Source organism: Rhodopseudomonas sp. P2A-2r (assembly GCF_026015985.1).
Taxonomy (GTDB): Bacteria; Pseudomonadota; Alphaproteobacteria; order Rhizobiales; family Xanthobacteraceae; genus Tardiphaga.
This window is the reverse complement of record NZ_CP110389.1, coordinates 6029382-6048914: the sequence shown is the minus strand read 5'-3', so window position 1 is coordinate 6048914 and position 19533 is coordinate 6029382. Positions and strand designations below refer to the sequence as shown.

Here is a 19533-nt window from a genome sequence, read left to right as displayed (position 1 = left end):
TGCCTTCACCATGTGATCAGCGGAGCGCGATGCCGCCAGGCCTCGTTACCGAGTTGGTCGAGGACGAAACCCGCCACGTCCGAGCGCGATATCGTTCCGCCATGGAAGCCGGTAAGGTCGGTGATCGCCCGCACCGTGTTGCGGGCGGGCTTGTCGTTCAGCACGGACGGGCGAACCAGACTCCAGTCGAGCCCGCTGGCCCTGACGATGGCTTCCTGCCGGTTCTTGTCGGCATAGACCTTGCGCAGCAGAAGCGGGAAAATCAGCCTGTCGAAAACAAAGCCGCCATGTCCGGCGCTGTCGCCGGCGCCCATCCCCGTGATGCAGAAGAGCCGCGAGACGTGCTCGGCCTTCATGGCGCTCACGAGCGCGCGCGTGGCAGTGGAGAGCAGCGTCACCTCGCGAAACGGACTGGCCGGTGTGCCCAGGGCACTGACGACCGCGGTCCGCCCTTTGATTGCTTCACGCAAGGCGGCTTCGTCGCGGGCATCTCCGACGACGAGTCTTGCCCCTTTGAGGTCACCGGCCTTCTCCGCTGAACGGACGAGGGCCGTGACGTCATATCCGCGCGTTACCGCCTGGTTGACGATCAGGCGGCCGGTGCCGCCGGTGGCGCCGAGGACGAGCAGCTTCGGCTGGGTCTGGACGGTGTCGGTTGCAGAGTCTTGCATGGCAGTTGCCTCGAAAAGCGGGAGGCCTGAGAGGCCGTCCCGTCGGTGAAGTTTCGGGTGGGACCGGAGGCTGCGCCGTCAGGCCGCGATTTCCCTGGCGAAGTCGCGGTAGGAGCGGAGCGGACGGCCCAGCAGCGCCGTCAGGCGGGTGACGTCGCCGGCCTCGGGGAGCATGCCGTCGGTGAGAAAGCGCTCGCTCATCAGCCGCATGTCGAACGCCATCCAGCCCGGCATGAACGCCCTGAGGTTCTGCTCGAAAGCTGCGGTGTCGTCGCCGCCATAGGCGATGGGACGACCCAGCACCTCCGACCAGATGGCGGCGATCTGGTCCCCGGTCAGCGTGTCCGGACCGACGACGTTGATGCGCTCGAGCGGCAGCGGGGCGGTCGCCTGCTCGCGACGGATCAGTTCGATGGCCGCGATCTCGCCGATGTCGCGTGCATCGACCATGGCGAGGCCCTTGCTGCCGACCGGCATCGGGTAGACGCCATGGCCTAGCACGACGTCCTTGATGGTGAGATCGTTGTTCATGAAATATGCCGGGCGCAGGATGGTGGCGTTGAAGCCCATCCGCTCGATCATCCGCTCGACGCCGAACTTGCCGGCGAAGTGCGGCACGTTCACGTAGAGATCGCTGTGGATCACCGACAGATAGACGATCCGTTCGATGCCGGCCTCGCGGGCGAGGTTGAGCGCGATCAGCGCCTGCGTGACTTCATCGGCCACCACGGCGTTGAGCAGAAACAGGGTGGAGGCACCTGCAAAGGCGCCGCGTAGCGAGTCGACGTCGAGCAGATCGCCCTGCACGACGGTGACGCCCGCCGGCAGGTTCGTCTTGGCGGGATCGCGGACCAGCGCCCGCACGTCGGCGCCGCGCTTGACGAGCTGTTCGACGACCTGGCGGCCGATGGTGCCGGTTGCGCCGGTAACGAGGATGGTCATGGGGATCACTCCGGTTGGTTGAAAACACACCCGGAAAATAGCGATCCACATTTGTGCCGATAGACAGTATATTTAGACAGATCGTCTCATTGGTGGAACATATGGATCTGCTTGCCCTAGCTGACTTCAATCTTGTGGCTCGGCACGGCGGGTTCGGCCGGGCCGCGCGGGCCGCTGGCCGCCCCAAAGCCACCCTGTCCCGCCGTGTCGCGGAACTGGAGGCGGCCCTCGAGCTGCGTCTGTTCGAGCGCGGCGCGCGGACGCCGAAGCTGACCGAAGAGGGGCGGGCGCTGTTCGAGCGAACCGGGGCCTTGCTGACCGAGATCGAGGAGACGGCCGCAGCGATCGCTTCGGGCGGAGACCGGCCGCGCGGGACGTTGCGGATCAGCGCGCCCCTGCTGTTCTCCCAGACCGCGATGGGCCAGCTCGCGGCTGGATTCGCGCTGAAATACCCGGAGGTCCGGCTTGAGGTCACGACCGAAGACCGCACCGTCGACATGGTCGAGGAAGGCTATGACCTGGCGATCCGGGTCAATCCCGATCCGGATGCGAGCCTTGTCGGCCGCATCTTTCTGCGCGATCGGCTGGTGGTGGTGGCGAGCCCTGGCCTCGCGCGTCCGGCCGACGATCGTGCTGTCCCTGCCGTCGTGAGGGGCGCCGGCGAGCCGGTGGCCGCTTGGGACGTGAGGGGGCCGGCCGGACCATCACGCATCGCGGTCGATCCGGTGCTGCGGCTGTCCTCGCTGCTGATGGTCCGCGATGCCGTGCGCGCGGGCGTCGGCGCCGGACGGCTGCCGATCTCGCTTGTCAGTCACGATCTCGCCGCCGGAACGCTGGTGCATTGGGGCGATGTGGACGGACCGGACATCGCTTTGTGGACGCTGTATCCGTCCCGCCGGCTGCTGAGCGCGCGCGTCTCGGCCTTCCTCGATTATTTGAAGTCGGCCTTCCCGATGGGGACGCCCGACGAACTGGCGGCCTATGTCGGGGCGTGAGACGAGGCGCTGACTAACGCGCCTCGCCTGGTTCGATCATGCTGCCCGAACCGTGCTGAGGAACTGGCCGACCTCGAGCTTCAGCCGGCTCGAGTCGCGCGACAGCGACCGTGCTGCGGACAGCACCTGCGACGAGGCCGAACCGGTCTCCGACGCGCCGCGCTGCACATCGGTGATGTTGACCGAAACCTGCTGGGTGCCCTGCGCCGCCTGCTGGACGTTGCGGGAAATCTCCTGCGTCGCAGCCCCCTGTTCTTCCACCGCCGAGGCGATGGTCGAGGCGATTTCCGACATCTGGGCGATGGTGACGCCGATCTCCTTGATGGCGGTCACCGACTCGCCGGTTGCAGCCTGCATGCTGGCGATCTGCGCGCTGACCTCGCCGGTAGCCTTGGCGGTCTGCTCGGCCAGCGCCTTGACCTCGGACGCCACCACGGCGAAGCCGCGGCCGGCGTCGCCGGCGCGCGCCGCCTCGATGGTCGCATTCAGCGCCAGCAGATTGGTCTGGCCCGCAATGTTGTTGATCAACTCGACGACAGCGCCGATGCGGCTGGCAGCAGCGGCCAGCACGCCGATCCGCTCGTTGGTCTTGTCCGCCTGCATCACCACCTCGCCGGCGATGCGCGCCGAATCCTGCACCTGACGGCTGATCTCGTTGACGGAGGACGCCATTTCCTCGGTGGCCGAGGCCACCGACTGGACGTTGGTCGAGGCTTCTTCCGAGGCCGCGGCAACCATGGTGGTGACCTGCTGCGACCGTTCGGCAGTGGCTGTCAGCGATGCGGCGGAGGATTCGAGTTCGTTCGATGCCGACGACACGGTCTCGATGATCTCGCCGACCGCTCCCTCGAAATCATGGGCGAGCTTGATCATGTCGGCCTTGCGGACGCGGACGGCGTTCTGCTCGGCTTCCTTCTGTTCGGCCTCCATGCGGATCTTGGCGAGGCCGTTCTCCTTGAACACAAGCGCGGTCCTGGCGACATCGCCCACTTCGTCCCTGCGCTCGGTGCCCGCGACGTCGACATCGAAGCCGCCGCGTGCGAGCGACTGCAGCAGATGGACGACGGCGCGAATGGGCGCGGCGATTCCGTACTGGCCGATCAGGAAGCCAAGAACCAGTCCGACCACGACACCGACGGCCGAAATGATCACCATCATCTGCGCGGCGGCCTGACATTCGGTGGTCGCCTCTTTGGCAAAATTCTCGACGCGATCGTTCAAGCGGTCGGCCAGTGCTTTCACCTTGGCCTGCAGCGCTTCGGCCGCGGCACGGCTCGCCATGGCCGCTGCTTGCAGTTGCGCCGTCGTTTCGCTGAGTTGAGCCGCCTTGACGTCATCGCTGAGGCTAAGCGTCTTCTCCATGTCTTTCTTGTAGGCGGCGAAAGCGTCCTTGACGGCCGGCAGCATCGCGCGCGCCGCTTCGTCCGGGGTCTTGCTGACCTGCTCGATCCGCTCTTCGTACTGCTGGAGGTTCTCTTCGATGACCTTGCGTGCCGCGGTCCGGTTCTCCAGGCGTGGGTCCAGAGCTGTGCGGAACTCAGCGCGGTTGAGTGCGGTGACATTCTGATTGGCGCGGGCGGCCAGCAAGGCGCGTTTTGCAGCAGAGCTCATCAGGTCGGCCTTGGCATTGAGCGAACTCAGCGCCGTGATACCAAGATACGCCACGCCTGCGGCGATGCCCGCCATCAGGACAATGATCGACAAAATTTTGGTCAGTATCCTGAACCGCGCGAGGAAATTCATTAAAGGGCTCCAGATTTCGGTCTCTGATAACTTCAGACTGCAAAATCGGTATATAGATCCGATTGATGAACAATCGGGTGCATCGCCGCCCCAATGCTACTCCGCGTCGCAACAGGTTCAGCTACGACGTCCGCTTCCGCAAAAACTCAGTCGCATAAAGCAGCGCCGCGAGTGCGGTGAACCCCAGTCCGATCAGGCTCACCGTGGCCGCGCCGCCATGCGACACCGCGCTGCCGGACACGGCCGAGCCCACCGCGCCGCCGAAGAAGAACAGGCCGAGATATAGCGCGTTGAGCCGGCTGCGCACGTGCGGCGCCAGCGCGAAGATGGCGCGCTGGCCGGTGACCAGATGCGCCTGCGAGCCGGCATCGAGCACGATGCCCGCGAGCACGAAGGCGGCGAGCGAGCCGTGGCTGCCGCCGATCCACGTCAGCACGAAGCTGAGGCCCATGGCGGCGATGGCGACGCCGGTCACGGCGCGGCTGTGGCCGCGGTCGGCAAGCCGGCCGGCCAAGGGAGCAATCATCGCGCCGGCGACGCCCGACAGCAGGAAGGCGGACATCGCGAGATGGCCGAGCGAGAACGGCGGCGCCTCCAGCAGCAGCGGCGACGAGGTCCAGAACAGGCTGAAGGCGCCGAAGAACAGCGCCTGATAGGCGGCACGCCGCTGCAGCACCGGCGTGTGGATCAACAACTCCCACAACGAATGGATCAGCTTGCGATAGGTCAGCGCGTGCTCCGGCTGCCGCCGCGGCAGCACCCAGGCCATCAGCGCGATCACGGCGCACATCGCCACCGCCGAGCTGAGATAGACCGCGTGCCAGCCGAAGCTGCCGGCGATCAATGTCGAGACCGGCCGCGCCAGCAGGATGCCGAACAGCGCACCGGAGACGACGGTGCCGACCACCTGGCCGCGGCGCCGCTCGGGCGCCAGATGCGCCACCATCGGCACCAGCATCTGGGTCCCGACCGCGAAGATGCCGAGCAGCAGCGATGAGGCGAAGAACACCGCGGCGTTGGGTGCGGCGACGGAGATCAGCAGGCAGGCGACCAAACCGGCCAGCGTGATCAGCACCAGCTTCTTGTTCTCGACGAGATCGCCGAGCGGCACCAGGAACAGCAGTCCGGCCACATAGCCGAGCTGGATCATGGTGACGATGAAGCTGCCGGCATCGATGCCGATGCCGAACGCGGCGCTGATCGGGCCGACCAGCGGCTGCGCGTAATAGACATTGGCGACGGTGACGCCGCAGGTCAGGGCAAAGGCGAAAATCAGCCACGCGCCGGGACCGTCGTCCCGGGTGGTGGTCTCGGATGATGGGGGCATGACGTCTTTTCGTTGGCGGGAAGGCCCGCTGATATGGCGCATCGGCCCCGGCCGTGAAAGGGCGGTGCGGCGGATGGGTGCCATGCACGGGAGAAGCGTTATGCCAGTGCGGTGACAGCGCCGCCTCGATACCGCGCCTCGATCAATCCGCCCTTCGGAGCCGCACATCCACCTCGCGCTCCACAAAACGCCATTCCTCCGTCGCCCGGAGCATGCCGACCAGATCCTCGAAGACCTGCGCATGCTCCGGTGCGAATTCGAACCAGGTGAGAAAGTCGAACGGCTGGCCGAGGTCGCGGGCGTGATAGAGCTGCCGCGCGATCGCCGGCAGGTACTTCATCGACGCAGCGATGTGCTGCGACTTGTCCTCGAAGATCCGGCGACGTTCTTCCTGGGTGAGCTCCCACCACGCCGTGGATTTCCTGATCGGGATCAGCGCGGCCAGCGTGGCGTCGGGACGGCCGAGCCCGGCCTGCACCGCGACCAGGGCGGTCTTCTCGGTACGCTCCACATAGCGCACATGGCTGGCGACGCCGGTGAGCGGCCAGCCTGCAGCGGACGCCGCGGGCAGCGTGGCGACGGGCGCGACGGCGAGATGAGAGGCCGGCGCCAGGCTATCGCCGGTCACCGGCGTGATGCGGAGGATCTGCCAGCTGCCGGCGTCGCCGGCGGTGAAGGTTGTGAACATGGCCGGAGCAAAGCGTGGAACCGGGCGGGGTGCAAGAGCTCCGTCGTTCCGGGCGCGGGAGCGCAGCTCGAGCGAACCTCAGCCACTCCAATTGGAGTGGCGGGGAATCTGGAAAAGTTCAGCGATGACAGGCGCGGGAGTAACAGTCTATGCCCGCTTCTTAGGCTTCGCCTTCTGCAGCATGTAGGAGCGCAGTACCGCATTCATGCGCCGCTGATAGCCATCGCCCTCGCTCTTGAAAAAATCGAGCACGTCTTCGTCGAGGCGGATGGAGATGGCCTTCTTCTTCGCGGGAACGACGAGGACAAATTCTGACCAGTCCAGATCAAGCGGCACGGCGTCCGGATCATTCGCAACGGCTCTCGTGATCTCCTCGTCCGTCAACGCGTCGACGGCTGCCCAGTCGGTCTTACCCTTCCGGCGGTCGCCCCATTTCCTTGTTACGATAGTCTCTTTCTTCATTCGTCCTTGCGCGTCGCGCCGAGATAATCTGGATGACGTCTTTCCGTCGCGCAAACACAACGGCAATCAGTCGGTTGTCCGAATATCCAACCGCGACCCAGCGCTCCTCATTGTTGCGATCTGATCGACGCAGAACGACACGCCCTTAAAAGATCTCGATAGCGTCATCGAAGTCGATGCCGTGCTTGGCGCGATTTGCTTCGTTCTTGACATGGTCCCAATCAAATCCATCGAGGGATTTGAAATCGAATGTCTCTGTCATAGGTTTACATCCGTGAAGTAAAGCCAGCTTCGCTGCCTACGCGGACGTTTCTTCCCTAAACAGTTTTCTTATCTTTATGAGCGCTTTAGTTGTGTATATACGATTGTATGGCGGGCGTCAATCTGTCGGAAATCCGGGCTGACCATCCCGGGATTCCGGGCCTGCATCAGCCGGCTCCGCCGTCTGCGGCATCCCGGAATGACGCCACTATGGCTACGACTCCCTGTGAATAGCGGGTGCAACCCGCGAGCCCTCGTACTTGCAGTAACAAACCCTATATCGATGGCCGGCTGGGTGCAGTCTGGCCAACCAGGTCGAGACTCCCGCAACCGACTCAAAGCATAACGCCACCATGCGCTTCACGCCCCAGTTTCTCGACGACCTGCGCGCCCGGCTTCCGGTGTCGGAAGTGGTGAGCAAGCGCGTCAAGCTGAAGAAGGCCGGGCGCGAGTGGAAGGGGCTGTCGCCGTTCCAGCAGGAGAAATCGCCGTCGTTCTTCGTCAACGACGAGAAGGGATTTTACCACGACTTCTCCAGCGGCAAGCACGGCGACATCATCAGCTTCGTGATGGAGACCGACGGCTGCGCCTTCCCGGAGGCGGTGGAGCGGCTGGCGCAGATGGCCGGGCTGGCGCTGCCGGCGGCGACGCCGGACGCAGCAAGGCACGAGCAGCGCCGCAAGACGCTGTATGACGTGATGGAGTTGGCCGCCAAATTCTTCGCCGACACGCTGGCGTCGCGGCTGGGTGCCCGTGCCCGCGGCTACCTCGCCGATCGCGGCATCTCGCCGGCGACCCAGGTTCAGTTCCGCATCGGCTATGCGCCGGCCGAGCGCTATGCGCTGAAGGAGTTTTGGGCGGGCAGAGCATCTCCACCGCCGACATGGTCGAGGCCGGCCTGTTGAACGGCGGCGACGACATCCCGGTGCCCTACGACAAGTTTCGCGACCGCGTGATGTTTCCCATCACCGACCTGCGCAACAGGGTGATCGCCTTCGGCGGCCGGGCGCTGGAGAAGGATGTGCCGGCGAAGTACATGAATTCGCCGGAGACCCCGCTGTTTCACAAGGGCGACAATCTCTACAACCTCGCCACGGCGCGCACCGCCACCCATAACGGCGCGCAGCTGGTGGTGGTGGAAGGCTATGTCGACGTCATCGCCATGGTCAGCGTCGGTTTTGCCGGCAGCGTCGCCCCGCTCGGCACCGCGCTGACCGAAAACCAGCTGATGCTGCTGTGGAAGATGGCCGACGAGCCGATCCTGTGCTTCGACGGCGACAAGGCCGGCCAGAAGGCGGCGTGGCGCGCCGCCGAACTGGCGCTGCCGCACCTCAAGCCCGGCAAGAGCCTGAAATTCGCGCTGCTCCCCGAAGGCCAGGATCCCGACGATCTCGCCCGCGCCGGTGGCCGCCTGGCCATCGAGGAAGTTCTGGGCGTGTCGCGCTCGCTGTCCGACCTGATCTGGACGCGCGAGATGGAGGGCGGCGACTTCTCCACCCCGGAGCGCCGCGCCGCACTGGAAGCCCGCATCAACGAACTCTCCAACGGCATCCGCGACGAGGTGGTGAAGCGCTACTACCGCCAGGACATGGCGGAGCGGCTGAAGGCGGCGTTCGGCCCGCCGGCCGGCTTCGGCCGCGGCAATTTTGGCGGGCGCGGACCCGCCCGCGGCGGTCCCGGTGGCTTCGGCGGTTTCGGCGGCGGCCGGCCCGGATTCGGCGCCTCCGCCAGCTTCACCCCCGGCGCCGCCGGGCGAATCACCCCGCGCGGCCGCTCCCAGGCCTCGGCCGGCAGCCAGACCATCAACCGCAACCCCTACCAGGTGGTCTCGCCGCAGCTGGCCAATTCGTCGATCATGCGCGGCCAGCGCAGTGCCATATCGCGGCGCGAGGCGCTGATCGTGCAGACCCTGATCAACCACCCATGGCTGCTGCACGACCGGCTGGAGGAGGTGGCGGCGCTGGAGCTGGCGCACCCGCAGATGCACCGGCTGCGTGCCGGGATCATCGCCTGCTTCGCCCACGAGCATCACCACGGCGATGAATCCGAGCAAAGCGAGAAAATGCGTTCAGACCTGGTTAAGGCTGGATTTACTGAGCAATTGCAACACGTTGAGAAGGCGATTACCACCAAGGACGTGTGGGCGGCGCAGCCTGGGGCGGCGCGCGAGGACGTTCTTTCCACCTGGACCCAGCTGGTTGCCTTGCATCGGCAATGGCACTCATTACTTAGGGAGCTGAAGGATGCCGAACTGGCCCTCGGTGAGGAGGCCAGCGAGGCGAACTACGCGTGGCTGCAGGATATCAAGGCCCGGCTTGCCGAAGTGGACGGTATCGAAGCCCTGATTGAGGGTTTCGGCGAATCGTCGGGGCGGTTTTTGCGCAGCGAGTGATGGCAATTTGCTGCGGACGGCGGTCGCCGGAACCGCAAAAGACTCGCCAAACCCATGGTTTGGCTGCAAAAACAGGGTTAATCGGAGCTTAAGGCCCTTTAAGCCATTGTGCGACATCGGCGAGACAGATTCGGGGGTGGCGAAGTTCAGCGCCGCCCTTTCCGCGTCGAGATCGATCTACTTCAAAGCGGGGCGGCAACGCTCCCAGCGTGAGCGCGTTTCAGGAGCAATGAATGGCCACCAAGGCAAAGACGCTGCAGGTTAAGGACAAGGAAAAAGACGACAAGGCTGCAGACGCCCCGGAAAAGGATTCCCCGGACGCGCCGTCGCCGTTGCTCGACCTGTCGGACGCCGCCGTCAAGAAGATGATCAAGCAGGCCAAGAAGCGCGGCTTCGTGACCTTCGATCAGCTCAACGAAGTCTTGCCTTCGGACACCACCTCGCCCGAACAGATCGAGGACATCATGTCGATGCTCTCCGACATGGGCATCAACGTCTCCGAGTCGGATGACGCCGATAGCGACGAGGAAGAGACCAAGGAAGAGGCCGAGGAAGAACCCGACAACGAGTTGGTCGAGGTCACCCAGAAGGCCGTCACCGAAACCAAGAAGTCCGAGCCCGGCGAGCGCACCGACGATCCCGTCCGCATGTATCTGCGCGAGATGGGCACCGTCGAGCTGCTGTCGCGCGAGGGCGAAATCGCCATCGCCAAGCGCATCGAGGCCGGCCGCGAGGCGATGATCGCGGGTCTCTGCGAAAGCCCGCTGACCTTCCAGGCCATCATCATCTGGCGCGATGAACTCAACGAAGGAAAGATCTTCCTCCGCGACATCATCGATCTCGAAGCGACTTACGCCGGCCCCGACGCCAAGAACAACATGAACCCGGCGCTGATCGCCGCACCGGTGGCCGCCGATGGCGACGAGGGCACCGCCGCCGTGGCCGCACCTCCGGCCGCCCCGCCGACGGCCACCCCGTTCCGCGCCGCGCCGCCGCGCCCGGCGCCCGCTGCGCCCGCCGCCGACGCCCCCTCGGAAGGCGACGGTGACGGCGACGACGACGAGTTCGAGAACCAGATGTCGCTGGCGGCCATCGAGGCCGAGCTGAAGCCGAAGGTGGTCGAGACCTTCGACAAGATCGCCGACAACTACAAGAAGCTGCGCCGCCTGCAGGAGCAGGACATCGCCAACCAGCTGCAGAGCGAGCAGCTGTCGCCGGCCCAGGAGCGCAAGTACAAGAAGCTCAAGGACGAGATCATCGTCGAGGTGAAGTCGCTGCGCCTCAACCAGGCGCGTATCGATTCGCTGGTCGAGCAGCTCTACGACATCAACAAGAAGCTGGTGTCGTTCGAAGGTCGCCTGCTGCGCCTCGGCGACAGCCACGGCGTCGCCCGCGAAGACTTCCTGCGCAACTACCAGGGCTCCGAGCTCGATCCGAAGTGGCTGAACCGCGTCTCCAAGCTGTCCGCCAAGGGCTGGAAGAACTTCGTCCATCACGAGAAGGACAAGATCAAGGACCTGCGCGGCGAGATCCAGCAGCTCGCGGCCCTCACCGGCCTCGAGATCGGCGAATTCCGCAAGATCGTGCACGGCGTGCAGAAGGGCGAGCGCGAAGCCCGCCAGGCCAAGAAAGAGATGGTGGAAGCCAACCTCCGTCTCGTCATCTCGATCGCCAAGAAATACACCAACCGCGGCCTGCAGTTCCTCGATCTGATCCAGGAAGGCAACATCGGCCTGATGAAGGCGGTCGATAAATTCGAATACCGCCGCGGCTACAAGTTCTCGACCTACGCCACCTGGTGGATCCGCCAGGCGATCACCCGCTCGATCGCCGACCAGGCGCGCACCATCCGCATTCCCGTGCACATGATCGAGACCATCAACAAGATCGTGCGCACGTCCCGGCAGATGCTCAACGAGATCGGCCGCGAGCCGACCCCGGAGGAACTGGCCGAGAAGCTGGGCATGCCGCTGGAGAAGGTGCGCAAGGTTCTCAAGATCGCGAAAGAGCCGCTGTCGCTGGAAACCCCGGTGGGTGACGAGGAAGATTCGCATCTCGGCGACTTCATCGAGGACAAGAACGCGATCCTGCCGATCGACGCGGCGATCCAGTCCAACCTGCGCGAGACCACGACCCGCGTGCTGGCCTCGCTCACCCCGCGTGAAGAGCGCGTGCTGCGCATGCGCTTCGGCATCGGCATGAACACCGACCACACGCTGGAGGAAGTCGGCCAGCAGTTCTCGGTGACCCGCGAGCGCATCCGCCAGATCGAAGCCAAGGCGCTGCGCAAGCTGAAGCATCCGTCGCGAAGCCGGAAGCTCAGGTCGTTCCTGGACAACTAAGTCAGTCGATATTGGCTGCTATCAAAATGCCCGGCTCGCGCCGGGCATTTTTGTTTGTGGCGCACGCGGCATCAACACGCGCCGCTGTCATCGCCCCGGCCTGCGCGCAACTGCGCGCCAGGACCGGGCGGCCCGGTACACGCCAATGCCTGTAATGGAGCATTGCCGACAACGTTGACTGGGTCACCCGCCTGCGTGGGTAACGAAAGCGGAGTGAGCGGTGGTCTCTTGCCACACGCGCCGCCGTCTCTGCTTCCTTCCCCAGGAGAAGCGCGGCTTCGCGGAGGCAGGGGGATCGCGGGAAGCGCCGAGGCTTGTCCGTCCGTCGTTGGGCGGTAAGATCCGGCCCTCGCCGCCCACATAGGACTTTTCAATGAACGCGACTGCCCCCGCCGAGCCGGATTACGGCACGATCCTTCATGCCAACCTCAACCGCGTCTTCAACGAACGCGACGCCGCCCGGCGCGCGGACGCGATCGCCGACATCTTCGTCGCCGATCCCGTGATGTTCGAGCCGGCGGCCATCGTGCAGGGGCGTCAGGCGATCTCGGACACGGCAGGCCAGTTGCTGGCGCAGTTCGGTCCTGACTTCACGTTTGTCGCCGATGGCCCCGCCGTCGGCCATCACGGTCTGGCGGTGCTGCGCTGGCACGCCGGTCCGATGGGCGGCCCCATCACCGTCACCGGCGCCGACGCGGCCGAGATCGTCGACGGCCGGATCGCTCGGCTCTGGGTGCTGCTCAACCCGCCGGCAGGGTAAAGGCTCCCCGTCGTCACGCAACAGGCAAACTCGCGCTTGGCCTGTGCCCGCGCGGCGGCGCAATACGCTTCGCTATTGCGCCCTACGCTCGTGGCCGTTGAATCGAGCGGAAGGACCGTAGGCTTCGAACCAGCGACCGCGCCGCGACGACCTATCCGAAACCTCGTCGCAAACCGGTCCCGCCACATGCTCCGTTATCTACCGCTGTCCGTCCTGCTGGCACTCATCGCCGCTCCGCTGCCGGTACGTGCCGAAGGCCCGGCATCAAGCGACGTCGCCGCCATCGACGCATGCCTGCGCAAGCAGGACAGCAAACGCGGAGCGTCGCAGGAAGCGGCCGAGGCGGCCTGCCTGATGGTGGTGGCGCGGCCGTGCATGGGCGATGAGAGTGCCGCGGCCGACCGGCGCCGGATCGATTGCCTGGATCGCGAGCGGCTGGTGTGGGAAGGCATTGTCGCACAGTCCGATGCCGCGATGATGAAGGCGCTCGAGCCCGAGCAGCAAACAAAACTGCGCGCGATGCAGCAGGCGTGGAGCCACAGCCGCGAGCTGAGCTGCGGCTTCTGGTACGATTATTTCGAGGGCACCATGGCCAATCCGATGATCGCCTCGTGCAACTATCGCGAGACCGCACGGCGGGCGATCTTTCTGCGCATCTTTGCTGCCGATCTTGCCGGACGGAAATAGCGCGTGGCGACGCGCGCCGTCTTCACCCTCCCCTCAAGGGGAGGGTGAAGTAAGTGCGCAATTGCCGTCAGGGTCGTTCAGCTCTCCACCCACGCCTTGAACGCGTCCGCATAGTCCGGATGCCAGCGCGACAGCGGCGGGCGGTTGTCGATGATGTCGCCGATCGCCCAGGCCATGCGCTTCTCGTCGAGCGCGCGCGGCACGTCGTTGTCCGGGCACAGGATGTAGAAGTCGCCGGCCGCGATGCTGGTGAGCATGAAGTCGACGGTCTGCTCCGCCGTCCAGGCCGCCGCCGGCTTCTCGGTGCGGTCGCCCTTGGTCAGCGCGGTGTAGACGAAGCCGGGGATCAGGAGATGCGCGTCGATGGCGCAGCCCGGCGTGTTGCGCAGCTCGTGCTGCAGCGCTTCGGTGAAGGCCTTCACGCCGGCCTTGCTGACATTGTAGGCCGGGTTGCCCGGCGGCGTGGTGATGCCCTGCTTGGAGCCGCTGTTGATAATCAGGCCGGGCCGGCCGCGCGCGATCATGGCCGGCGCGAAGACCTGCGTGCCGTGGACGATGCCCCACAGGTTGACGCCGAGGATGCGCTCCCACACGTCCTGCGGCCCGAGCGCGGTGGTGGCCGGCTGGATGCCGGCATTGTTCATCAGCACGTCGGTGCCGCCGAACCGCGCCTGCACGGCGGAAGCGAGCCGCTCCAGGTCGGCGCGGTCGGCGACGTTGACGGCGTGGCTCATGATGTCGGCGCCGGGGGCGGACTCGCTGAGCAGCGTCGCCGCGCGCGACAGTTGCTCGCCGCCGAGATCGGCAATGCACACTTTCATGCCGCGGCGGATGAAGGCACGGGCCGCGGCGAAGCCGATGCCCGAGGCGCCGCCGGTGATCACCGCCACCGCGCCTGCGACCAGAGCGGGATGCGATGCAAGCTGCGAGTCATTAGATGCCATGACGAACTCCTGACGCTGGCGGATTTTGGCGCGGCGTGTGCCGGCGGTGCTGCGCGATCCGGTTTTCTGCGATCCCTTGGCCGCTGTCAAAGCAAAGCGGCCGGCGCGCTGGAACCGCGCCGGCGGCGCGGCTCCATGTCCCGTGCAAGCCAACTCAACGTGATCGTGTCGGCCGGAACGATCGTTGCGGCCGGTCATTGACGCGGCATCACTCACAGCAATGGAGAATCTCATGTCAGCGCAACTGAGCGGCAAGCGCGTATTGATCCTCGCCACCAATGGCTTCGAACAGTCGGAACTCGAAGTGCCGCGCGATCGCCTCACCGAGGCCGGCGCGGAGGTGCATATCGTGTCGCCGGAACCGGGTGTGATCCGCGGCTGGTCCGGCAGCGACTGGGGCCAGTCGGTGCAGGTCGATCACACGCTGGCGAAAGTCTCGGAGGCCGATTACGACGCGCTGGTGCTGCCGGGCGGCCAGATCAATCCCGACCTGCTGCGCGTCAACGCCGAGGCGCTGGCGCTGATCAAGGCGTTCTATTCCGCCGGCAAGCCGATCGCCGCGGTGTGCCACGCGCCGTGGCTGCTGATCGAGGCGGGCCTCGTCAACAACCGCAAGATGACGTCCTATCATTCGATAAAGACTGACATGATCAATGCGGGCGCCAAGTGGGAAGACAAGGCCGTGGTCAGCGACGGCGGCATCGTCACCTCGCGCAATCCAGGCGACCTAGAAGCTTTCTCCAAGCAGATCATCGCCGAGATCAAGTCCAGCAAGACGCAGCGCCAGGCGGCGTAGCCGCGCGACGGTTGCAAATCCCGGAACTCCACTTGTGAGTTCCGGAGTTCTCGCTCAACGCCCCGATACGGCGTAGGGCATCGCCTCGCCGGCTTTGGCCGAGGCGCCCGGCTGGTCCGACACCGTGCGGTTGCGGCCGGAGCGCTTGGCTTCGTACAGCCGCGCGTCGACCCGTTTGAACAGCGGCGCCCAGGCTTCCCCGGTGGTCTGCGTCGCCACGCCGAAGCTGGCGGTGACAGCGAGGCCCGGCTGTTCGAACGCGCAATCCGCGATGGCCGCGCGCAGCCGTTCGGCGCATTCATAGGCCTCCCCGGCGTCGGTGTGCGGCAGCAGCACCGCGAACTCTTCGCCACCGAGACGCCCAACCACGTCGCCCTTGCGCACCGACTGGTTCAGCGCCCGCGCCACTGCCTGCAGCACCATGTCGCCGATGTCATGGCCGTGCGCATCGTTGATGGCTTTGAATTTGTCGATGTCGCACACCACCAGGGAATGCTGGCCCTTGCGGAGCTGGCGGGCGATGCGGTCCTCGAAGCCGCGGCGGTTGAAAACCCCGGTCAGGTGGTCGCGTTCGCGCTCCTGCTGCAGGTCGTCGATCACATCGGCGACGGCAGCGGCAAGGATCGCCATGGCCAGGCCCGCGCCGAGCACGGCGAGCGACAGCTGCAGCGTCTGCCAGAACATCGAATTCGCGAAGGCCGCGCGATTGGTGGGTGCGGAAAACCCGATCGTCAGCAGGGTGCGCGGAAAGAACTGCACGGCGAACACCAGCAGAACCCAGAACAAGATCCTGTCGACGATGCGGCCGCGCGCCAGCGCTGACAGACGTAGCGCCGTCACCAGCAGGATCAGCCCATAGCCGAAGTTCTGGATGTAGACCCGGGCAAGCAGGCTGCGCTCCACATAGACGTAATACGCCAGCAGCACGGTGAAGACTGCAACGATGGCCGCGTCCACGTCGAGGCCGAACTGCTTGTGCGAGCGCCGCAGCAGCCCCTCGGCGGCAGCGACCACGGCCGCCGTGTAGAGCGCGCCGGAGACAATGGCATTCGGCCCCGTCCCGGGCGGCCAGCCGAATGTCTGCGACGTCGCGCCCAGCGCGAACAGGACGCAGGCGCCGGCCAGCACCAGCAGATAGTCGCGTTTGCGGTCCATCAGCCAGGCGCCGACAAAGGAGATTCCGAAGATCAGCAATATGCCCGTGGGAACCAGCTGCAGCGTGGTCCTGACGATTGCGCTATCCATCCTGCTTGAACCCGGGGCTTGCGGCGTTGGCCCTTCTGCTGGGGCGGGAAGTTCCAGGGCGGTGGTACTGACGGAGGCTTGTTAAAGTAGAAATGAAATCGGATCAATTTGAGACGCGCAGCGTGTTTGCATGGCTGCTTCGTTGTTAGGGATCGGAAGGGCGGCCGCGCGGCCGCCCTTCCGTCATGGCATGGTCATCATCCCGGCGCTGACGGCGGCGCCACGATCAGCGCAACGATGCGCCGGACCATGGGCAGCAGCGCGAGCAAGGTGGGAAACGCCACCAGCCACGACAGCCCCCACGCCACCGGCCAGGTGGCGACGAAAGCGGGCGTTGGCCCGAGACTCTTCAGGGTCGAAATCGCCGAGACCACGAAGGTCATCAGCAGCGACAGCACCAGCGGCATCACGACGGATGCGTAGCGCGCCGGCAGTTTTCCGCGCGGACGCGGCGTGCGAAGCGTGTTCATCAGGTCACTCTTTGAAAAGTCGGTCGGTCGATCAGGTCTTCTGCAGCAGCATTCTCCGGGTCGAGCCGACCGGGGTGAATGCGTTGCCTGACGTGAGACGCTTACGGTGCGCCGGAGCGCAGCGCGCATCTGATAGCTCGACCCGCGCCGCCGCGCCAGCGGAAATTGCGCATCCCGCGCCGTAGCGTCAGCCGGCCCGCGCCGCCAGGGCGGCGATCGCGTCGATGACCTCTCGGTACACAGGCGGCGGCAGGTCGTGACCCATGCCCGCGATCGGCATGAGTTCGGCGCCTGCGATGTTGGCCGCCGTATCCTCGCCGCAGGCCGGCGGGACCAGGCGGTCGTGCGTCCCGTGTATCACCAGCGTCGGCGCCGTGATCTGCGCCAGGCGCGAACGGATGTCGCCGGATGCGCCGATCGCGGCGATCTGCCGGCCGAAGCCGGCGGGGTTATAGGCTCTGATAGTCTCCGCCAGTATCAGCGCGCGATGCGTATCCGTGTCGAACGGATGTCCGGGGCCTGCGATGCATCGGGCGAAGCCGAGACCGTGCGCGAGAAATCCGGCTTCGTCCGCGAAGGGATTTGGTGCGGGCCGGGTCAGCATCGCCATGATATCGGGCGCGGCCGGCGGCAGCGCCGGGTTGCCGGTGCTGGACATGATCGACGTCAGCGATCGCACGCGCTGCGCATGGTCGCTGGCCACCAGTTGCGCGATCATGCCGCCCATGGAGCGGCCGACCAGATGCGCGCGCGAGATCGCCAGCGCGTCGAGCAGCCCGACCGTATCCGCGGCCATGTCATGCAGCGTGTAGGGCACGTTGGGCCGCCGGCCCTGTGCGAGCGCGGCCGCCAGCGTGGCAAAATCCGGCGCCGGACAATCCGGAAAATGCGTCGACAGCCCGGCGTCGCGGTTGTCGAAGCGGATCACGCGATAGCCGCGCGCCGCCAGCTTCTCGCAGAACGGCACCGGCCAGCGGATCATCTGGGTGCCCAGGCCGGCGATCAGCACCATGGCTTCGGCCTCCGGCGCGCCAAAACTGTCGTAGTGGATGGTGATGCCGTTCGTGGTCACGCTGGTCATCGTCAGGTCCTCGGGCCGGCATCGGCATGGAATAAGGGAGGGAGCGGGAGCCCCGGCCCGCCGCTGGGGGCAGTGGCCCCGGCGAATGGCGCGATTTATACCCGGTAAAAAATGCTTGTGTCAATATTACCCGTATAATAATAAGCGGCATGGCCGAAGCTGCATTCGGACACGAGCGAAGGATCGGGCGAATGGGCAACCCATTGAGCGGCGAGGACAGGAAGGCGGCCATTGCGGCCTACAAGGAGCGCAAGGTCGTCGCCGGCATCTATCTGGTCCGCTGCACGGCGACCGGGCAGGCGTGGGTCGGCCAGTGGCCCAACGTCACGACTATCCAGAACCGCATCTGGTTCACGCTGCGGCAGGGCAGCCATCCGAACCGCGACCTGCAGGCAGCCTGGCAGCACAACGGCGCAGCGCATTTCCAGTTCGAGATTCTCGAACGGCTGGATGCGGAGGAGACGACCTACGTGCGGGACGCCCTGCTGAAGGAGCGCGCCGCCCACTGGCGATCGACGCTCGATGCAAGGCCGATCTGACGCCGCCGTCCGGCCTTGTCCGACATGCCATCCGCGGAGGCCGGCGGGGACAGCGGGCCGTCGTTCGAGAGCCTGTCAGCGGAACATAAAGCTGGTCCCGGTCACTTTTAAAAAGTGGCGGACCGTCAATTAGGTTTTGTGCTTCAGGCGGAAGTCCTTTTCTGAGATGAGAGAAAAAAGCGCTATATCGTCATCCACGCCCTGCTGCTCGTCAAAGATAAACTCGATGGGCGTGCTTATCCCTTCCTGCGCTGCATATTGCGCGATCCCGGCGACCACGGAGAAACACATTTGGAAGTGAGGTCGACCAAATCCATAAGGTGAGACGGGCTTTAGCTCGTCCTCAAAGATTTGGCGGTTTACTGAAAAGAAAAATGACAGTGGCTGGAAGTGACTGATTATCGCAGCAAGATTGCCAACCTTCACATCTCGCTTGGCTTCATCCCAATCGTCTTTGTAGTCGAATTGTCCATTTAGGGCGTTGGCCTCTGAAGCTTTGAAGTATTCAATAGATGGCCATGCTTTTAACTCGGCGCTCCAAGCTTGCGAGAAAGATGCCCAAGCATCGGCGGTGCAGGTATCCCGCCAAGAACAGACGGCGGTCACCCTCTTGGGCTGCAGAGTCATCGGTGAATGCCTGCAGGAAGGCCAATGTGATTACCCTGTTGCTAGGCCCAATGGCAAAAGCGCCTCCAAACCGGCGCACTTGCCCGGAGCAGCGAGGAGTATCACCGATGAGCGATAGCGTACGCTCGCGAAGTGCATGTTGAAAGCACGATGACACGTCGCTGCAAAAGGCGCATCATCTAAAGATTATTTTCCTCTCCCTCTTGCCTTCCTTTCCATAAAGGATTATAGTCCCATTATCCCGCCTCACTGAGAGGGGCGGCTCGCGATCGTCACGGTCTGCGGGGCGGGATGCGGTGGCGCGGTAGCGTCAGGCGCGGCGCGCGGTGGCTGGGCGGCACTCACAAGGGCCGTGACCCATCGTGCAAGGCGCGGACGACGACGCTGCGCGCAGCCGGCGAAGGGCCACGGCGAAAGCCGAGGCCGGACGCCGGACTGCGCCTCGCGCGCCGGCCCAAGTCGTGTGGTTCCTGGGTGCAAACGGTGCACCCCTGGTGGAGGGTCCGCGAGGCCAACCGGCGCGCGGAACACTCTCAGTCCGTGGCGACGTCCTCCGCCGGG

The 19533-nt window shown here is 65.3% G+C and carries 18 protein-coding genes and 1 pseudogene; 7 read left to right on the top strand and 12 right to left on the bottom strand.

Translation table 11 applies throughout. The features are described 5' to 3' along the window. Positions 1–5: 5 nt before the first annotated feature. Positions 6–671 carry an NAD(P)-dependent oxidoreductase gene (locus tag ONR75_RS29145; protein WP_265080310.1) on the bottom strand — a complete coding sequence of 222 codons (666 nt, stop codon included), beginning with the start codon at positions 669–671 and terminating at the stop codon, positions 6–8. A 78-nt stretch (positions 672–749) separates the two neighbouring features. Further along, positions 750–1613: an NmrA/HSCARG family protein gene (locus ONR75_RS29140; RefSeq protein WP_265080309.1), complete on the bottom strand. Its 864-nt coding sequence runs from the start codon at positions 1611–1613 to the stop codon at positions 750–752. Between the two features lie 101 nt (positions 1614–1714). On the opposite strand from ONR75_RS29140, the gene ONR75_RS29135 reads away from it, so the two are divergent. Further along, on the top strand, positions 1715–2608 hold the full coding sequence (locus ONR75_RS29135; protein WP_265080308.1) for a LysR family transcriptional regulator: 894 nt from the start codon (positions 1715–1717) through the stop codon (positions 2606–2608). Between the two features lie 36 nt (positions 2609–2644). Here ONR75_RS29135 and ONR75_RS29130 read toward each other — a convergent pair whose 3' ends face one another. The 5 genes from ONR75_RS29130 to ONR75_RS29110 form a co-directional block, all read right to left on the bottom strand. Further along, positions 2645–4351: a methyl-accepting chemotaxis protein gene (locus tag ONR75_RS29130; protein ID WP_265080307.1), complete on the bottom strand. Its 1707-nt coding sequence runs from the start codon at positions 4349–4351 to the stop codon at positions 2645–2647. Positions 4352–4472: 121 nt separating this feature from the next. Next, positions 4473–5678 carry an MFS transporter gene (locus ONR75_RS29125; RefSeq protein ID WP_265080306.1) on the bottom strand — a complete coding sequence of 402 codons (1206 nt, stop codon included), beginning with the start codon at positions 5676–5678 and terminating at the stop codon, positions 4473–4475. 142 nt (positions 5679–5820) lie between these two features. Further along, complete coding sequence (locus tag ONR75_RS29120) at positions 5821–6366, bottom strand: chlorite dismutase family protein (protein WP_265080305.1); 546 nt, start codon at positions 6364–6366, stop codon at positions 5821–5823. A 147-nt stretch (positions 6367–6513) separates the two neighbouring features. Beyond that, entirely contained in the window at positions 6514–6828 is a 315-nt protein-coding gene (locus ONR75_RS29115) for a BrnA antitoxin family protein (RefSeq protein ID WP_265080304.1), read from the bottom strand. Further along, positions 6776–6895: a BrnT family toxin gene (locus ONR75_RS29110; protein WP_265083841.1), complete on the bottom strand. Its 120-nt coding sequence runs from the start codon at positions 6893–6895 to the stop codon at positions 6776–6778. The genes ONR75_RS29115 and ONR75_RS29110 overlap by 53 nt, the downstream gene beginning before the upstream one ends. Positions 6896–7442: 547 nt before the next feature. Here ONR75_RS29110 and dnaG point away from each other — a divergent pair. The 4 genes and pseudogenes from dnaG to ONR75_RS29085 all read left to right on the top strand — a co-directional run bounded on the left by dnaG (position 7443) and on the right by ONR75_RS29085 (position 13270). Continuing rightward, positions 7443–9481: pseudogene (dnaG, locus tag ONR75_RS29100) on the top strand (DNA primase). A 233-nt stretch (positions 9482–9714) separates the two neighbouring features. Further along, the gene (rpoD, locus tag ONR75_RS29095) at positions 9715–11823 is read left to right on the top strand and encodes an RNA polymerase sigma factor RpoD (RefSeq protein ID WP_265080302.1); all 2109 of its coding nucleotides are present in this window, start codon (positions 9715–9717) and stop codon (positions 11821–11823) included. Between the two features lie 373 nt (positions 11824–12196). Further along, positions 12197–12583, top strand: a complete 387-nt coding sequence (locus ONR75_RS29090; protein WP_265080301.1) for an ester cyclase — start codon at positions 12197–12199, stop codon at positions 12581–12583. Positions 12584–12619: 36 nt separating this feature from the next. Next, positions 12620–13270: a lysozyme inhibitor LprI family protein gene (locus tag ONR75_RS29085; RefSeq protein ID WP_265080300.1), complete on the top strand. Its 651-nt coding sequence runs from the start codon at positions 12620–12622 to the stop codon at positions 13268–13270. Between the two features lie 77 nt (positions 13271–13347). Here ONR75_RS29085 and ONR75_RS29080 read toward each other — a convergent pair whose 3' ends face one another. Beyond that, positions 13348–14214, bottom strand: a complete 867-nt coding sequence (locus tag ONR75_RS29080) for an SDR family NAD(P)-dependent oxidoreductase (protein WP_265080299.1) — start codon at positions 14212–14214, stop codon at positions 13348–13350. A gap of 232 nt (positions 14215–14446) precedes the next feature. On the opposite strand from ONR75_RS29080, the gene ONR75_RS29075 reads away from it, so the two are divergent. After that, positions 14447–15010, top strand: coding sequence for a type 1 glutamine amidotransferase domain-containing protein (locus tag ONR75_RS29075; RefSeq protein ID WP_265080298.1), 564 nt, complete (start codon positions 14447–14449; stop codon positions 15008–15010). Positions 15011–15064: 54 nt separating this feature from the next. On the opposite strand, the gene ONR75_RS29070 is transcribed toward ONR75_RS29075, so the two are convergent. The 3 genes from ONR75_RS29070 to ONR75_RS29060 form a co-directional block, all read right to left on the bottom strand. Then, positions 15065–16255, bottom strand: coding sequence for a GGDEF domain-containing protein (locus ONR75_RS29070; protein ID WP_265080297.1), 1191 nt, complete (start codon positions 16253–16255; stop codon positions 15065–15067). Positions 16256–16452: 197 nt separating this feature from the next. Next, positions 16453–16725, bottom strand: a complete 273-nt coding sequence (locus tag ONR75_RS29065; protein WP_265080296.1) for a DUF2798 domain-containing protein — start codon at positions 16723–16725, stop codon at positions 16453–16455. Between the two features lie 187 nt (positions 16726–16912). After that, positions 16913–17806, bottom strand: coding sequence for an alpha/beta fold hydrolase (locus ONR75_RS29060; RefSeq protein WP_265080295.1), 894 nt, complete (start codon positions 17804–17806; stop codon positions 16913–16915). A gap of 191 nt (positions 17807–17997) precedes the next feature. Between ONR75_RS29060 and ONR75_RS29055 the strand changes: the two genes are divergently transcribed. Further along, complete coding sequence (locus ONR75_RS29055; RefSeq protein WP_265080294.1) at positions 17998–18345, top strand: GIY-YIG nuclease family protein; 348 nt, start codon at positions 17998–18000, stop codon at positions 18343–18345. 129 nt (positions 18346–18474) lie between these two features. Here ONR75_RS29055 and ONR75_RS29050 read toward each other — a convergent pair whose 3' ends face one another. After that, positions 18475–18972, bottom strand: coding sequence for a hypothetical protein (locus tag ONR75_RS29050; RefSeq protein ID WP_265080293.1), 498 nt, complete (start codon positions 18970–18972; stop codon positions 18475–18477). Positions 18973–19533 lie beyond the last annotated feature (561 nt).

What these genes read in the sequence shown, in the direction of transcription:
- ONR75_RS29145 (WP_265080310.1), bottom strand. Translation starts at nt 671, where the DNA reads ATGCAAGACTCTGCAACCGACACCGTCCAGACCCAGCCGAAGCTGCTC.
- ONR75_RS29140 (WP_265080309.1), bottom strand. Translation starts at nt 1,613, where the DNA reads ATGACCATCCTCGTTACCGGCGCAACCGGCACCATCGGCCGCCAGGTC.
- ONR75_RS29135 (WP_265080308.1), top strand. Translation starts at nt 1,715, where the DNA reads ATGGATCTGCTTGCCCTAGCTGACTTCAATCTTGTGGCTCGGCACGGC.
- ONR75_RS29130 (WP_265080307.1), bottom strand. Translation starts at nt 4,351, where the DNA reads ATGAATTTCCTCGCGCGGTTCAGGATACTGACCAAAATTTTGTCGATC.
- ONR75_RS29125 (WP_265080306.1), bottom strand. Translation starts at nt 5,678, where the DNA reads ATGCCCCCATCATCCGAGACCACCACCCGGGACGACGGTCCCGGCGCG.
- ONR75_RS29120 (WP_265080305.1), bottom strand. Translation starts at nt 6,366, where the DNA reads ATGTTCACAACCTTCACCGCCGGCGACGCCGGCAGCTGGCAGATCCTC.
- ONR75_RS29115 (WP_265080304.1), bottom strand. Translation starts at nt 6,828, where the DNA reads ATGAAGAAAGAGACTATCGTAACAAGGAAATGGGGCGACCGCCGGAAG.
- rpoD (WP_265080302.1), top strand. Translation starts at nt 9,715, where the DNA reads ATGGCCACCAAGGCAAAGACGCTGCAGGTTAAGGACAAGGAAAAAGAC.
- ONR75_RS29090 (WP_265080301.1), top strand. Translation starts at nt 12,197, where the DNA reads ATGAACGCGACTGCCCCCGCCGAGCCGGATTACGGCACGATCCTTCAT.
- ONR75_RS29080 (WP_265080299.1), bottom strand. Translation starts at nt 14,214, where the DNA reads ATGGCATCTAATGACTCGCAGCTTGCATCGCATCCCGCTCTGGTCGCA.
- ONR75_RS29075 (WP_265080298.1), top strand. Translation starts at nt 14,447, where the DNA reads ATGTCAGCGCAACTGAGCGGCAAGCGCGTATTGATCCTCGCCACCAAT.
- ONR75_RS29070 (WP_265080297.1), bottom strand. Translation starts at nt 16,255, where the DNA reads ATGGATAGCGCAATCGTCAGGACCACGCTGCAGCTGGTTCCCACGGGC.
- ONR75_RS29065 (WP_265080296.1), bottom strand. Translation starts at nt 16,725, where the DNA reads ATGAACACGCTTCGCACGCCGCGTCCGCGCGGAAAACTGCCGGCGCGC.
- ONR75_RS29060 (WP_265080295.1), bottom strand. Translation starts at nt 17,806, where the DNA reads ATGACCAGCGTGACCACGAACGGCATCACCATCCACTACGACAGTTTT.
- ONR75_RS29055 (WP_265080294.1), top strand. Translation starts at nt 17,998, where the DNA reads ATGGGCAACCCATTGAGCGGCGAGGACAGGAAGGCGGCCATTGCGGCC.
- ONR75_RS29050 (WP_265080293.1), bottom strand. Translation starts at nt 18,972, where the DNA reads ATGACTCTGCAGCCCAAGAGGGTGACCGCCGTCTGTTCTTGGCGGGAT.